This is a genomic window from Granulicella aggregans, assembly GCF_014203275.1.
GTDB lineage: Bacteria > Acidobacteriota > Terriglobia > Terriglobales > Acidobacteriaceae > Edaphobacter.
Map to the genome: position 1 here is coordinate 687,080 of NZ_JACHIP010000004.1, position 16,273 is coordinate 703,352.

The window sequence follows — 16,273 nt, forward strand, 5'->3', positions numbered from 1 at the left end:
AACGGACCCTCCGCCTACGGCGAAGGATGGCAAGAGTTGTTGAGGGGATTTTGGAGGGCTAGGCGCGGACGGAGATGCCGTCGAAGGTCAAGATCATGTGGCCGCGGACCGGAGAGCCGAAGACGCTGGCGGGAGTAAAGACGCTGAGCATGAGCTGCTCGGCGACCTGCTTCTGGACCTCGGGGCTTTCGGGGCCGGAGAGGAACCTGTAGTCGTAGACTTGGCCGCGCGCATTGATGGCGGCATCGACGACAATGGTGGTGTCGTGATCGGCGACGATTGGACGCTCGGCTGCGGCAGAGTAAAGGAAATGAGGCGCCGTAATCGCGCTGAGCGGAACATCGTGTGCCATGACGGACTCAGGAGCAGCGACCATACCTACCAGCAACGCGATCGTGCCGACGAGGGCGATGGTTCCGGCGAATCCGGCTGAGACTTGAATGAGCAGCGGGCGAAGAGCGTTATCCCATTGAACCGAGAAGCGATCGGCCCAGGTGCGGCTTTCGCGTGCCTTCTGCTGGGAGATAGCGACGCGAAGCTTCAATCCAAGGTCGGCGGGCGGCTTCAGGGAGCGGAGGCTGGCCAGCGAGGCCTGCATCTCGCGGAGCCTCGAGAACTCCTGATCGCAGGACGGGCAGGCGCGGAGGTGAGTCGCGATGGCGTGCATCTCACGGCCGGTGACCGCACCGTCGAGATACTCCGAGAACGACGCCCGGAAGGTATCGCACACGTGAATCTCGTCCGAGAACTGGACTTCCTGGGAAGGGTTCAGGTTCATTGCGCCGACTCCATGTTTCTTTGATTCATCGGCAGCAGGCCCAGACTCGTTATCTGTGAGCTTCCGGCTGTGGATTCCTGGGCGAGAAGCAAGGTGCGGAGAGCGGAACGGCCGCGTGTGAGGCGTGACTTTACTGTGCCGAGGTTGACGTCGAGGATCTCGGCGATCTCTTCATACGCGAAGCCTTCAATCTCGCGAAGGACGACGACGGTGCGGAAGACCTCGGGGAGCTGGCGGAGGCAGGCTTCGACGCGGATGCGGGTCTCGTTTTGAGAGGCGTGGTCGAAGGGAGAGTCGCCCTGATCAGCCAGGGTTGAGGCCAAAGAGAAGGTCTCGCCGGACTCTTCGGACTCGGCAGGCACGTCGATCGTGACTTCCTGGCGTTTGTGGCGCGACCACCAGCGACGCTGGTTCGAGGCCTCGTGCAGCGCAATGCGGTAAAGCCAGGTACGCAGGCTGGCATCGCCATGGAAGCTGCGAATGCTGCGGAAGACCTTAATGAAAACTTCCTGGGTGATATCGGGGGCGTCGCTGGGATCGTTAAGGCTGCGGACGATGAGGGAGTAGATGGGCTGGTGATACTGGGCGATCAGCTGCGCAAAGGCCTCTTCGGAGCCGGCCTTGAGGTCGGCGACGAGGGATGCTTCCTCGGTGCGGATTCCGATTGCGCTCGCTAGATCTGCCACTGTAGTGCCCGCCTGCATGTCGGGTGTCCTCTAACTTACGGCTTCCGGGGTACGTCTGTCGAATCGAGCGAGAGACGTGCGCCGGAGGCGGCTGAAATTGGGCAAAACTTGCGATTGAACTGCGCCGCCGGCGACCGAGTGTCTCGCACCACTCTGCTTACTTAGACACCGATGGGGGCGGAATTTGTTCCCGCGCAGTCTGAGGGTGCCTCGAAAGTGACAGAGGAAGGCGGATTGACGAAACGGGCGGCGTAGCTGAGAATGATAGAAGTCCTTCCGCAAGAGTGGGCCTGTGGCGCAGCTGGGAGCGCGCTTCCATGGCATGGAAGAGGTCATCGGTTCGATCCCGATCAGGTCCACCAATTATTTCTAGCATTCAGAACACCTCCTCTCCGCGACCTTGTCGCAAATTCCAAAACCTTCCCTGATAAAAGACTTCGGTTTTGTCCGGTCGGAAGCCAGAAGCGGCTCCTCGGCCGAAACCGTCACCTTCACGATGCCGGTTGATGCCGGTTGCTTTGCCTTGGTCGACTTCACCTGCGTGTGGATTGAAATGACCGTCGCCCGCACGCTCTCTGGGACCTCCTACATATACACATCGGTTGTCGTTCCTGGTCGGGAGTGCCGGAGAATATCCTGCACATCCTTTACTTACTGTGACCATTTTCTGAGCCAGCGTCGCGATGGTGCGCCGGATGATCTAGAAGGTCAGCTTCGGAAGCCCGACCTCATTGGCGCACTGGTGTAGAACGTGCGGCGCTAGCTGCTCGAATTCATGAAGCCGCTACGGGAGCGCCGAGGCATCGAGTGGAACGGAAGCAGTCGAACAGTATCGTGTACGTCGGCCGGATGTCACGCCCATGGACCTGCAGATGCAGCCTGGCAAAACGCGACATTCCAGGCAGGCAAATTGCAACATGAAACCACCGGTTGTGCTCAAGACGAACTGCTGCCGCGTGGAAAGGATGCCGGGCATGGCCTCTTCCGGAAAGAGCTCAGAAGGCGGCCGCGGCATCGTCAACGGATGGATCCCCTGAAGAGGTCAAGTCGTCGAGGCGTTTCGAATCCAGCATTACAAGTGCTTCGCGGCGAGGCACAATCAGACCCAGCTTCGCCCATTTAGAGATGAGCCGACTTACAGTGAAGAGAGTCATGCCAGACATCTGGGCGAGTTCGTAGCGGGAGATATGGATTTCGGCCCCTTCGCCGTTGGGGATGCCAATCTGCTCTGTTAGCCGGATGAGCGTGCAGGCGAGTCGCCGGGAGACCGAATCCGAGGCACTTTCGTGATAGCGCTCTTCAAGTTCGTGCATATGCCGGTGGAGGATGAGATACATATTCTCTGTAAACTGCGGCAACCTGACGATCATGTCTTCGACATCAGCGGCCATCCAGGTGAGGGCGTGCCCGCGAGTAACTGCCTGAGCTGAACATGAGTGGGTCGAATGGGTAGTTCCGATCGGAAGGTCGACCGCATCGCCCACCCCGCGCAGGGCGAGAATTACTTCTTTGCCCTGCCTGTTAAGAAGGGTGAGCTTTACACAGCCGGACTCAATAAGTATCAGCTTCCTGAATGGCTGGCCCTGGGAGAAGAGGGTGTCACCTTTGAGGAAAGACCGGGGCCGGGCGAGGTCGGAAATTCTGGCGCGCTCAGATTGAGAAAGCCCAGAGAACAGGTCTGAGCCTCCAATTACTACACTCCGTTTGGCTTGTTCAAACGAGAGGATGGTGCTGGGTTCCACAGGGGAACTTCTGGAGCGTGGACGCGAGTTATCCAAGGCTCTTCTCCGTTACTTCAGACTTGAATGTTTCAACAATCACGCAAGGTCACTATTTCACTGATGAAAACTTTGATGTGGCCCATTGCGAGCGAAGCTAGCCGCAAGTCGACGAAATGTCAACGCACCTTCGTAAGTTACTGCCGCAAGGTTTAGTTACTTCAGTTACATCGATTCCTTCCTATTGCTAACTCCAGGCACAGGGCCATGTCTATCCGGTCGCGAAAAGGTTGGCGGCATTTTTTATTTTTTTAGTTTGCTTGCGCACAAGCAATGAGCAATCCGCGATTAGGCGCAATCATCGCTCTGCTTCGGCGAAACCTATTGCGGGTCACGGAAAGCCAGAATATTTTCGGCCTTATTCCAACCTTATGTCACAGAGAGGTCCTATGCGCGCTAGCTCACAAGTAAAGTTCCTGGTTGTGTCGATGTTTATAAGCCTAGGGGCAATGGCGCACGCGCAGGCCTTCCGGGTGCAGTGTCCCACATCTACATCGCTCCATCCGTCGTTAGGTACAGGTTCGCCTATGGGTGCGGGAGCAGCGTACACAGGACCCAGTACCATAACTGACTCCGCCGCCAACGGTACTGGATTGACATACACGTCCAACGGCGGCGTGATCCGTTGCCAACAGGTATCGGGCGGCGATGGGTACGCAACCATGGGCGACGGGAACCAGATTTATATGTTCGCGTTTGGACCGCTGTCGGGGTTGAGCGACATTTCGAACGGTCTTCCGGGTACACAACTCGCGAACGTGTACAACACCATGCCCCCAGTTCCACTTCAAGTGGGCGATCCCGCGACGAATGGCCCAGCGCTGCTGGGTTATAACGGAGCGGTCGGTCTGGCGCCTGATATGGATTACGGCGGAGTGATAGATGGTCACGTCGACCCACGGCCGATCATGGACGTTGGGGTTATGAACGGCAACCAGCCGGCGCCCTTGATGGCTATCGACGAAGACGACGAGTTCTTTCTTACGCTGAGCAATGTGGGCATGTTGATGCGCCCCGACCTCTTCGAGCAACATACGATCCACTTCCACGGTTATCCAAACGCTTCTTCTTTTTACGATGGTGTGCCGGACGCTTCAGTTGCTGTCGATATTGGCGGCAGCATGACTTACTACTACCTGGCACCGGATGCGGGAACCTACTTTTGGCACTGCCACATCACTCCTCCCGAGCACCTGCAGATGGGAATGGTAGGTCAGCTTTATGTACGACCGAGACAGAATAGAGTGCCGACGGACGGAACTCACCTTTACACCTCGCTTATGAAACAGCAGACCGACTTGCGAACGGCATCTAGCTGCCAGAGCGATATTCTCTGCACGACGCCTCAGCCGCCAACCGATAATGGGGCCACTCATACAGCGAACAAGAGTAATTCGCCCACCCTTTATGCCTACAACGACGGCGATGGCTCGACGGCCTATGACGTGGAGTATCCGCTCCAGATTCATGGGTTCGATCCCAACTTCCATTTTGTGGGCATGACCTTCAATCCGGAAGGATTTGCGGACATGAAGGACAAGTATTTCCTGCTGAACGGACGGAGTTATCCGGATACGGCTGCTGCGGGAACGATGCAGACTCCTTCGTCGGACGGCGTAATGCACGACTCGCAGCCGCTACCGTCGATTATCAATATTCCCGCTGGCGGGAGAGCCCTGCTGCGGATCTCGGACCTCGATGTAAGCGAGTTTCAGACTCTGGCGTCACTGGGTATTCCGATGAAAGTGATCGGACAGAATGCGCGGCTGCTGCGGGACGAGGCCGGGAACAACATGTACTACGGGACAAACTCGATCACGCTAGGCGGCGGGGAGTCTATCGACGTGATTCTGGATGCAACTGGCTACACGGCACGCCAGAAATTTTTTCTTTATTCACCCAATCTAGACCACCTCTCGAACGACGCCGAGAACTTCGGCGGGCTGATGACGGAAGTGAATGTCTGCAATGCAGTCGATCCGATTACGAAGGCCTGTAGCTAGGTCAGGAGAGCAGCAATGAGCATTTTAAGTCTTGGAAAATGCGGATTGTTTCGGTACTTGTTTGCGGTGGGAGTTGCGGTAGCGACCCTGATCTCCACGGCGATGGCCTGGGGAGCTGCGCCCGGAATTATGGGAGCATCGGGGAACCCTACGTTCGCCCTTACTGCGCAGGACAACTACATAAGCCAGCCGGATGGGCAGGCGATCTACTCCTGGGGTTATGGCTGCAGTTCGACTGCAGGACTGACCTATGCGCCAGCAGCCATAGCCGGCGCCACCTGCCCAACGATGCAGATTCCGGGGCCGACGTTGATTGTGAATGAGGGCGACGTCGTGACGGTGACGTTGACGAACAATCTGCCGCTGGCTGCCGGAAATACATCCATTTTATTCCCGGGATTTACCGTGACCACCGCGAGCGGAGTGCAGGGGCTGCTTACCCAGGAGGCAACTCCAGGATCCAGCGTCACCTATACGTTTACGGCGACTTCTCCTGGAACGCGAGCTTACTACAGCGGTACACAGGGCGATCTTCAGGTGGAGATGGGGATGTACGGAGCAGTGATCGTGCTGCCAAAGACGGTCCCGAGCTCCTGCACGAGCGGCGTGATGCAGAGCAATATGTCGGCAAGAAGTAAATTCGGCGAGTCTGAATTTCGCTTGGCTCCGGCCGCCTATGACAATGCTTCAACCTGCTATGACCGCGAGTATCTGTTTCAGTTTTCGGAGATAGATCCGACGATCCATAAGCAGGCCGAAGCAGCGGTTGCGGTCGCGGTTGCTTCAGGATGCACCGCGGGAGCTTGCCCGACGATGAACGTCAAGACGGAGCCATACCACCCAACCTACTTCATGGTGAATGGGCGGTCGATGCCGGACGACATGGATCCGAACTACGCATCGGAGTATCCACACCAGCCTTACAACGGTAATCCGCACATGCACCCCGGCGAATTGACGCTGGTCCGAGTGGTGGGACAGGGAAGGTGGCAGCATCCGTTCCATGAACACGGAAACCATGTGCGTGTGCTAGCTCGGGACGGCAACCTGATTACGAGTTCAAGCGACCCTACAAAGCTTGCGGGACCGCTGTTGTTTACGACTACTACTACGCCCGGCCTTGCGATGGACGGCATCTTCTACTGGACGGGTAAGGGCCTGAACTGGGACGTGTACGGGCATAACAATAAGGACACCACAAATCCAATGGCGAATCTGGCTTGCAATGCGGACGTTAACGGATACAACACGATGGGCACAGCTTATACCCAGGCGAACTACTACGAGTGGTGCGCCGACCATAACAAACCGCTCGAGAAGTTTCCTTTTGGCGATGTAGAAGCGGGCGGTCCAGTTACGTTGCCGGATCCGAACTACCTGACGAACGGCACCTGGTATGGCGGCAGTGCATATCTTGGACCGGATGCAACGTCTCGTTCCGCAGGTCCAAAAGGGACTACACCGCCTTCCGGTACAGTCGGCAATCCCCCTAGTAGTGAGGCTGGGTTTGCCTTTATGTGGCACTCGCATAACGAGCGCGAGATCACGACGAATAACGTATTCCCGGGCGGAATGATGATGATGATGCTCGTCGACTCGCGGGAATTTGTTATTGACGAATCGAATTAACTGCAAAGTGGATTTCAGGAGAGATAGAGATGCGATTGAGCCACCATAAATTCGCGTTGAGTGCGGTGTGCTGTCTTCTAGGAGCGGCGACAGCCCTGGGTCAGTCTGTGAGCCTTACCGCGGCGGCGAGCAGCGCCGTGCTGCCGGATGGGCAGACGGTCCCGATGTGGGGACTCTCATGCGCACCGACTCTGCCTAGTTTGCCCCCGTTGCCCATCTTAACCGCGAGCTGCGCGGCGGCAAATCCGAACGCCGCAGGCGCCTGGTCTCCGGTGATCATCACGGTCGCGGCGACTTTGCTTACCGGCCCCGCATCGTTGACGATCAACTTGACGAACAACCTGCCAGTGCCGACTTCCCTGACGATTGTGGGTCAGGTGGGTGGTGGCCTGGGTGACACGACCAAGGAGATGGCGGTCCCGAGTCCGACCCACGCGCAACAGGGAACGACGTGGCCGATCGCCAATGGCGGATCGACCTATCAACCTCCGCCGCAGGGGACGCGCGTTCAATCGTTCGCCCAAGAGCTACCGGCGGGCAGCGGGCCCACGGCGTTAACGTGGCCGAATCTGCGCCCTGGAACGTATTTGATCGAGTCGGGCACGCACCCCTCTATTCAAGGGCCGATGGGACTGTACGGGATCCTTGTCGTGACGCAACCGGCGGTTGCGGCAGTGCCGGGAATGGCGTATCCGAACGTCAACTACAACGCGGATGTGCCGTTGATCATGAGCGAGATCGATCCGGTTCAAAATTCGGCGGTTGCAAAGGCAGTAGCCACTCCCGGATTCAGCGAGACTATGGTGTGGTCGGGACAACCTGGCGGGTGCGGCTACCCGGGATCGACGACCTATGGGCAGTGCTATCCGCCGGCGGTGAATTACTCGCCGCTGTATTACATGGTGAACGGAGTATCGCTCGATCGCAGCAACCTGGGCTCCTCGGTCTTCTCCACCACGCCTGCAATCGGAGTAACTGGCCAGGTGCTGGTACGCATGGTGAACGCGGGCCTGCGGATGCACGTTCCGTCGATCGTGGGATCTACAGCAGGGTCCGCTGTACCTGTAGCCCCGGTCCTGGGGACTGTACTGCCCGCGGCCTCCGGCTTCTCGCTGATTGCGGAGGACGGTAATGTTCTTCCGGGAACGCCTCGGGTGCAGAGCGAAGTGTTTATGGCCGCAGGTAAGACGTACGACGTGATGATTAATGTTCCGTCGATTCCTCTACCTACTCTTACTAACCCGGTACCAACTTTACCGACCGCGCTGCCAATATTTGATCGCCAGTTGAGCTTGTCGGCTAATAACCAGCGAGATGGTGGCATGCAGGCCTACATCAGCGTAAACGGGGCGGCCGCGCCCAGCAATGCGCAGACCGGGGCTAAGGCGAACGCGGACAGCTACATCGTGATTGCCAATACTCCGCTGGCTGTAAGCGACCCGGCAAAGGGCGTGATTGCGAATGACGTTGGGGTATATGGGGTTCAGATGTCGCCCACCGCGCCCGCACCCGCCCACGGAACGGTGAGCCTGAGCCCGGATGGAACGTTCACTTACACGCCAGATACTAGTTGGACGAGCACGACGACCGACTCATTTGTGTACCAGGCAAACGGTAAGGCTAGTCTTACGGCGATCGTCTCGCTGGGGGCTTGCACGGGATCTTGTCTTGGCGGCGCGCCTACTCCGGGCAATGCAAGCTATACGAGCAATGTTGCATCGCTCTACCACGTCGGACCTCCAGGAGTGCTGATGTATGCGACTGACCCGCAGGGTCATCCTATGACAGCGTCCACGGCGATGGCGGTAGGTGGGGGATCGGTAATTTTGAATCCGGACGGTTCGTTCACTGCGAGCCCGACGACTGCTGCCAGCGGAACGCCTGCTACTGTCACTTTTCAGTATAAAGTCGCGAACTCACAAGGGACATCGAGCACCAATCTCGGCACGGCAACGGTGACGTTCCTGCCGGGCAGCGGGCTGAAAGTGAATGTGCTGGATGCGCCAGTGGGGACTGTAGGTACGATCGGCAAAGCGATCACGGACTACCGATGGATTATTGAAGAGGACCGGACATTCCAGGTAGATCCGAGCAAGGAGACAATCAGCACTACAAACCCCGTTCAAAGCCTGGGCACAAACTTCCATACCAGCTACATGCCGGTGATCGCAACGGGCTGCGTGGGTACACTGGCATGCGAGTCTGGGCAGACTATGGGGGGCGCGCCCGTAGTCTGCGATATAGGAGACGGCGTTTGCCGAACCACCGCCTCACAGCAGACGCCGGTGGATCCGTCGCAGGTGCATCTCGATCCAAATCGGCACTACTACATTTCAATTCTTCCGGGGGACGCGGGAAATTCATTCACCTATGGCGGGGGCGCGCCGCAGCCTGTCAATCCTACGGATCCCAACAGCCCGTCGCGGCAGTTCGATATCACGAAGGACTGCGGTGCCTATACCGGGCCGTCGGGAAACTGGGAGCCTGGAAAGGGCCAGTGCGGTCACGGTATGGGCGGAGCGCAGATTCCGCCGGCTGCGATCGCAGCGAAGTCGGTGAATGTGCTCCTGCAGGAGACGCCTTTCCAGCCGGCGAAGATCTCCGTGTTCGTGTATGAGGATGACTTCCCCTTGAACGGTGAAAATGACGCCGGCGGTGGTGTGGATATTCTGGCACCGAATGAGCCCGGTCTTGGCGGATTCGAGGTTCGTCTGTGGGACGACGCAGGCGGCACCGGCGGCGCCACGGGCCAACTGACGTACGACATGTTCAACATGCCATTGTCTAACAGTCTTGCGGGAACGATCGACCCCGTTACGACTCTCAACGCCTGTCCTATTACCGCTGCGCCGGATGGCATTGTCGGCAGAATTGTGACTTGTCCGAAGTTCGAATCGGACGGCAAGACGCTTTCACCATTGGCCGGACAGGCGATTATTGCGAACATGATGCCAGGGCGGTACGGCGTGCAGGCGAACCCTGGAGCCGACCGGACGGGCAAGGGCGAGGAGTGGCTGCAGACGAACACTCTGGACGGACAGAAGGCGCATGACTCCTTTATTAAGCAAGGCGGTCCCGCGTACTTCCAGGAGTTCGGGCCGGCTGGCTTCCATGTTTCGATCGGCTTCGCGCAACCGGCGTTGATCAATGCCAGGCTTGCGGGCGTTTGCAATGGGTCGGACATCAACGTCACGGGAACGAACTGCCACAACAAAGTGACCGGCAAAATCACCATGATGCGGCAGAGCCATCCGCCCGATCAGCGGCTGTACAGCAGCGGTACGAATGACGCTTTGAGTTTCACACAGTGCTACGTCAGCCTGGGAGACCCGGACGGCGAAGACTTCGCGTTTGCCAAGTGTGATGCAAACGGCAACTTCGAGCTCGACAATATACCGGATGGGGACTGGAGAATCACGGCGTTTGATCAATGGAATGACCAGATCGTGGACGGTCTCTCGACGCCAGTTCGCTTGACAAACGGCACGGGCTATAACTTCACCAACCTCGCAGTGCAGCAGTGGCAGACCAACGTTTCGACGACCACGTTCTTCGATGCGAACGGCGATGGCATCCGGCAGCCGGGCGAACAAGGTCTGGCGCTGGTGCCTACCAATGTCAGGTTCCGCGATGGAAGCTTTTCGAACTTCAACAACACAGACCTGAACGGATACGCCGCGTTCAACGAAGAGTTTCCGCTCTTCAACTGGTACACGATCGAGGCCGACACAACGCGTTACAAGTCGACGGGCGTGCACGTGGTGTACGACGGTGGCGGCCCCGCAGCCACGTCGGGAATAGCGGCAAACCTGGCTGGGACAGCGGAGTCCAGCAGTCTTCCCACCAACCTGCGCTTCCCCGGTTCGGTCTATTGCAATACCGCGGACTGCACGGACATCCCGAAAGGGATCAAGGCAGGGCCAGGTGGAAGTACGACTGGAATCGTATCTACCGGTCGCATCGACCCTCCGTGGGTGACGAGCGAAGGCTGGCAGGGCTTTATCGGTCAGTACGAGTTCCTGGAGTTCGGCAAAACGCCTTTTGTTACGGGAGAGAACGGAGGCATTCACGGCGAAGTGGTTTACGCTTCGACTCGTCCGTTCGATGATCCGTCGCTGTTGACGCACCTTAGCTGGACGCCAAATGTTCCCGGCGTTACTGTGAACCTCTACCAGGAGTCGACTGCCGCCGATGGCACGACCAGCCTGAAGATGGTCGACACAACCAAGACGAGCAGTTGGGATGACTGGGCACAGGGCTTCCGCTCCGACGGCGTTCCCAACATGAACTGTCCTGGGCAGGCGAGCTCAAGCGGAGGCGATCCGTTCTACTTTACGTTGCAGAACACGCCATTCTTCCTGGACCAGTACAACGCGACCTACAACAACGGCACGCAACACACGCTGCCGAATAACTCGCAGTTCAAATGCTATGACGGACTGCACAACTTCAACCAGGTGCAGCCGGCACCGTATGACGGCGCATATAAGTTCCCAAGCGTGACTTCGCGGAATCCTTCAACCGGGGCGGAGGCAGGCACGAACTGCACCGTCTGCAAGGCCAATCCCACAGGAGATGGCACGCAGATGCTTCCTGCTGGAAAGTATGTGGTGGAAGTGGTTGTGCCTCCGGGATACGAACTGGTCAAGGAAGAGGATAAGAACATCCTGATCGGCGACAACTATATCGCGCCTGTGACGCAGGAGTTTGGCGGGCTGGGAAGCATCTTCATCCTGCCGGACCAAGCTGAGGTCACGTCGCTCTACAACGCGAATAACGCACAGAACTCCACGAACACGCTAGGAAGGACGACTTATCCGACATCGGACGTGGCGGGTTCCACGGATACGGCGTGGCCTTGCGTGGGTGCGTCCCGCGTCGTTCCGGACTTCATCAGTCTCTTCCCAGGGTCGGCCGAAGTTGCGCCGTTCGCGGGAGCGACGCGCAATCTTTGCGATCGCAAGGAAGTTACTCTGGGCGACCAGACCTCCGCGCTGGCGAAGTTCTGGATCTTCAGCTCGACGCACGTAGCGGCGCACTTTACCGGCTTTATCTTGGACGACCTTTCGTCAGAGTTCGATCCGTTCTCGCCGCAGTTCGGAGAGAAGTTCGCGGTGCCGAATTTGCCGGTCTCGATCAAGGACTTTGCCGGCAACGAAGTGGAACGTGTGTATGCCGACCAATGGGGGACCTATAACGGGCTGAACTACTCGACGTGGGAGGTAAATCCGCCGAACCCGACGGGATATGCGCCGACGATGATGGTCGCCTGCATGAACGATCCGGGAACGGGTGCGACACCGGACCAATACTTCAATCCTTCGTACAGCCAGTTCTGCTACGAGATTCCTTACATGCCCGGGCAGACGCAGTATATGGATACACCAGTTGTGCCGACCGCAGCGTTCGCCGAAGGGTATAACCCGCCGGATTGCAACTATCCCAGCGGTACGCCAGCGATTGGGTCGGTGATTGGGAGCGATGCGGCCGGAGCGGTTGGAGGATCGAGCGGCAAGGGACCGTGGGTAAGCGGCACGGGAACGGGCCACACGCTGACGATCACCGCGCTCGGCGACCGGCCGGTACCCAACCCTGCTTATACGGGGCCGCAGGCAACACAAGCTCCGTTCAACCAGAAGTTCGTAACGCGGCATTATGGTTTTGGCACGCAATGCACGGCTATCGGTGCGGGATGCACTGCGGTGTCGAGCGTGACGATCGGCGGGATTAGCGCACCTATCGGTACCTGGAGCGATACGTCGATCGCTGTGACGGTGCCTGCAAATGTGCCTTCGTGTGCGGCTAACGGGACCACACCGCTACAGCGAAATGGAACCGGGAACATGAAGTATGCGGCGCAGTGCGGCGAGGTTGTGATCACCTCTGGGACTGGACAGAAGTCGATCGATAGCATCACGGTGACTGTCGGCGGCAAGCCACCGTCAGTTGTGTCTGGCGAGAATTCAACAAACAGTGCGATTCAGACGGCTATCGACGGAGCCACTCCGGGCGATCTGATCCTGGTCAGCCCCGGTGTCTATCAGGAGATGGTGTTGATGTGGAAGCCGGTCCGGCTACAGGGTTCAGGAGCCGGCGGCACGATCATCAACGCCAACACTCATCCTTCGGGCAAGCTAGATCCGTGGCGGCGGCAGGTCAACTGCCTCTTCGGGCTGGCGCTGAATGGAAGCCTGCTGAGCGCCGGAAATGCATATGATCCGACCGGCACCTACACATGTTCTCCGTTGATGCGGGGCGCGGTCGACCCGCTGCCGCTCGAAGGCATCGTGGGCTGGGATACAACACTGAACGGCAACCTCGCACAACTGCTCCAGGAGCCTTCGCTGATGGGCGCTTATGAAGGCGCTGGAATCACGGTTCTGGCGAAGGGCGAGAACATGAGTATCGGCCTTGCCAGCACTGGAGCGGCGGGGACGGAGGGAGACTTCCCGACTGGCTCTCGTGTGCTTACCAACAGCGTTGCGGATTGCAATAAATTCCAGAGCAACTTCTGGTGCAATCCGTCGCGGATCGATGGCTTCTCGATCACGAACAGTTCACAGGGCGGCGGCGGTATCTTCGCCCACGCCTGGAACCACAACCTGGAGGTCTCCAATAATCGAATCTACGGCAATGCCGGTACACTCTCTGGCGGAATCAATATCGGCCAGGGCGAGACACCGGACCCGACTTTCAACGCACTCAACGTCGAGATGCCGTTCAATTTCGAGACGAACGTGCTAGTCCATAACAACTCCGTAACAGCGAATACTTCTTACGGCGACGAGTTATTCTCATCCTCGCCGTCGGCGGCGGGCGGTGTCACGTTCTGTACCGGCGCGGACTACTACCACTTCAACTACAACTGGGTTTGCGGCAACCTGAGCACTGGAGATGGCGGTGGGCTGGTTCACGAGGGCTTCAGCTATAACGGAGACATCTCGCACAACTGGATCCTATTCAATCAGAGCAATAACATTACCCTGCCGACGAATGGCGGCGGCATCGCGGTTCTTGGCGCTGCCCCGGATGGAACGACCCCGGCCGGGACAGAGTGCGGCAACACAGCGGCCGATGCCGACTGCGCGCCCGGTCTGAGCGATGGCACGGGACCGAACCTGGTCATCGACAGCAACGTGATCATGGGTAATACGGCGGAGAGCGGCAGCGGCGGCGGTATCCGGTTGCAGACGGTGAACGGGACAGATGTGACCCGCACACCTCTTCTGCCAGGACTTTGGAACTCTGTGACGGTGACGAACAACATCGTCTCGAACAACGTCGCAGGTTGGGACGGTGGCGGCATCTCGTTACAGGATGCGCTGAACGTGAAGATCATCAACAACACGGTTGCGTCAAACGATACGACGGCCTCGGCTGGCGTTCTGTTCAATACGATCGGAGCGCCGGGTGCAAGCACGCCTCCTCCGGGATGCGACCCAAGCACGAATCCCACATGCGCGGGCAAGCAAGTCCTGACGTCGACGCCTCAGGCCGCTGGATTGGTGACGATGCAGAATACCGCAAACCTTGCCACTCAGATGCCGAAGAACGTCATATGCCCCGCAGGGAATTTCAGTGGCGGGATACTTAAGGCGCTCAACGGGACCTGCACGACGTTCTCCTATCCACTGCTGGCGAATAATCTCTTCTGGCAGAACCGCATCTTCAACATCCAAGTAGGCGGATTGGGGACAGGCAATCTGAATCAGCAAAACTTGGTGACGCTGCTGCCGCAGCTGAGCCAGACGTCGACCGGGCAATGCGCGGCAGGACCCGGCTATTGGGATATCGGCGTCCGTGGAGACACGGGGCCGCACGACCACTCCTCTACGGTGACTCTCAATCCAACGTATTCGATCCTGTCGGACACGACCGGCTACGGGATATCAAACTCCTCGACGAATCCAAACGTGGCGAGCCAGTATTGCAATGGATCGCGTGTGCCACCCGAGTTAGGCGGCACGGCCAATCCATTCGGGTTCCAGGTGCCTCCGGGAATTTCGGATGCGACTGTACCCAACCCGGTCTTCAACCTGACGCCGGCGGCTACGGTTGATGAAGGCAACAATTGGATCAACCTGACTTATGGTCCACTGAGCCTGGGGAACCCAACCCTTGCGTCTGCCACACTTCCGACGGCAAGCGGGACGGCGAATGGCAATTACAGCCTAACGAGTACATCGACGTCGGCTATCGGAGTCATCAAGAACACGGGCCTATCTGCGATCAATTACGGAGAGGCGCCCTCGGTCGATATTCTGGGCACACCTCGTAAGACGAATGGTGCCGTGGATATCGGTGCGGTGGAATATGTTCCGCCGGCTTACGCCATCGCGAGCATCACGCCCACTTCGCTCGCCTTCGGCAATGTCGTTACGGGAACAACGAGTGCCTCACAGACGCTCACTCTTTCGAACACCGGTGGAGCAAGTCTGACGGGAATTGCGCTTGTCTTCTCGTCGCCCACTTACTCGCGGCCAGCGGGGACGGCGGGAGGTACCTGCACGGCGACATTAGCCGCCGGCACGACGTGTACGATCAACGTGGTATTTACGCCGACCACGGCGGTAGCGGTCAACGCAACGCTGGCTGTAAATGGCAGCGTGACGGTGACTGGTTCGCCGGTCGCACTGAGCGGTACAGGCGTGGCTCCACTGCCGGTCGTAAGCATCACGCCTACGGCGCTTGCCTTCGGAAATGTCGTCAATGGCTCCACCAGTCCGTCGAAGACACTGACGTTGTCGAACACGGGCAATGCCACTTTCACGGGCATCGCGCTAACCTTCTCGTCGCCACGCTACTCGCGGCCGGCGGGAACGGCGGGCGGGACTTGCGGAACGACGCTTGCTGCGGCCGCCACCTGCACGATCAATGTGGTGTTCGCGCCGACAGCGAGCGGTGCTGTGAACGCAACGCTGGGAGTTACGGGGACGAACGCTGCCGTAACTGGTTCGCCGGTGGGCCTGAGTGGAACAGGAGTTCTTCCGGGAACCGCTTCGATCACTCCTAACCCGCTGACGATCACGCTAGCGGCAGGCGGTAACCCGCGCGGCGGTACGGGAACCGTCACGCTGACGAATACTTCAACTAACGCCGCGCCGGTAACGGTCACTTCGGTGGCGGTGAGTTCGGGCGCCGGCAGTAACATCCTGACGTGGTTCTTCAATGCCATCGCTGGGCAGGATACCTGCACAGGCACCGTGCTTGCGCCTGGAGCCACCTGCACGGTTGGCGTCAGGTTTACGAATGTGACGGCGGCAAGCGGTGCGAATCGAGCGGGAACGATTGTCTTCACCGACAACGCAACTGGCAATTCGCAGACTGGAGTGCTTACCGGGCATGCGAATTGAGAGCATAGAGCGTAGAAAGTAACAATTGCTCATGCTGCTTCCGATA

7 protein-coding genes and 1 tRNA gene are annotated in these 16,273 nt (G+C 58.5%); 4 read left to right on the forward strand and 4 right to left on the reverse strand.

Annotated features, from left to right (window positions below; all coding sequences use genetic code 11):
* Positions 1–58: 58 nt before the first annotated feature.
* Entirely contained in the window at positions 59–778 is a 720-nt protein-coding gene (locus tag HDF16_RS16690; protein WP_184218820.1) for an anti-sigma factor family protein, read from the reverse strand.
* Complete coding sequence (locus HDF16_RS16695) at positions 775–1,482, reverse strand: sigma-70 family RNA polymerase sigma factor (protein ID WP_184218823.1); 708 nt, start codon at positions 1,480–1,482, stop codon at positions 775–777. The genes HDF16_RS16690 and HDF16_RS16695 overlap by 4 nt, the downstream gene beginning before the upstream one ends.
* Before the next feature lie 268 nt (positions 1,483–1,750).
* Between HDF16_RS16695 and HDF16_RS16700 the strand changes: the two genes are divergently transcribed.
* Positions 1,751–1,826 (forward strand) — tRNA-Ala (locus HDF16_RS16700).
* Between the two features lie 7 nt (positions 1,827–1,833).
* On the opposite strand, the gene HDF16_RS30220 is transcribed toward HDF16_RS16700, so the two are convergent.
* Together HDF16_RS30220 and HDF16_RS16710 are read right to left on the reverse strand one after the other, a co-directional pair.
* Positions 1,834–2,034 (reverse strand): hypothetical protein, encoded by a 201-nt coding sequence (locus HDF16_RS30220; protein WP_221312812.1) that lies wholly within the window; start codon positions 2,032–2,034, stop codon positions 1,834–1,836.
* A gap of 425 nt (positions 2,035–2,459) precedes the next feature.
* Positions 2,460–3,206, reverse strand: a complete 747-nt coding sequence (locus tag HDF16_RS16710) for a cyclic nucleotide-binding domain-containing protein (RefSeq protein WP_184218828.1) — start codon at positions 3,204–3,206, stop codon at positions 2,460–2,462.
* 425 nt (positions 3,207–3,631) lie between these two features.
* Between HDF16_RS16710 and HDF16_RS16715 the strand changes: the two genes are divergently transcribed.
* The 3 genes from HDF16_RS16715 to HDF16_RS16725 are packed head-to-tail and all read left to right on the forward strand — an operon-like array spanning position 3,632 to position 16,227.
* The gene (locus HDF16_RS16715; protein WP_184218831.1) at positions 3,632–5,245 is read left to right on the forward strand and encodes a multicopper oxidase domain-containing protein; all 1,614 of its coding nucleotides are present in this window, start codon (positions 3,632–3,634) and stop codon (positions 5,243–5,245) included.
* 15 nt (positions 5,246–5,260) lie between these two features.
* Entirely contained in the window at positions 5,261–6,874 is a 1,614-nt protein-coding gene (locus HDF16_RS16720) for a multicopper oxidase domain-containing protein (RefSeq protein WP_184218834.1), read from the forward strand.
* 29 nt (positions 6,875–6,903) lie between these two features.
* Positions 6,904–16,227, forward strand: a complete 9,324-nt coding sequence (locus tag HDF16_RS16725) for a choice-of-anchor D domain-containing protein (RefSeq protein WP_184218837.1) — start codon at positions 6,904–6,906, stop codon at positions 16,225–16,227.
* Positions 16,228–16,273 lie beyond the last annotated feature (46 nt).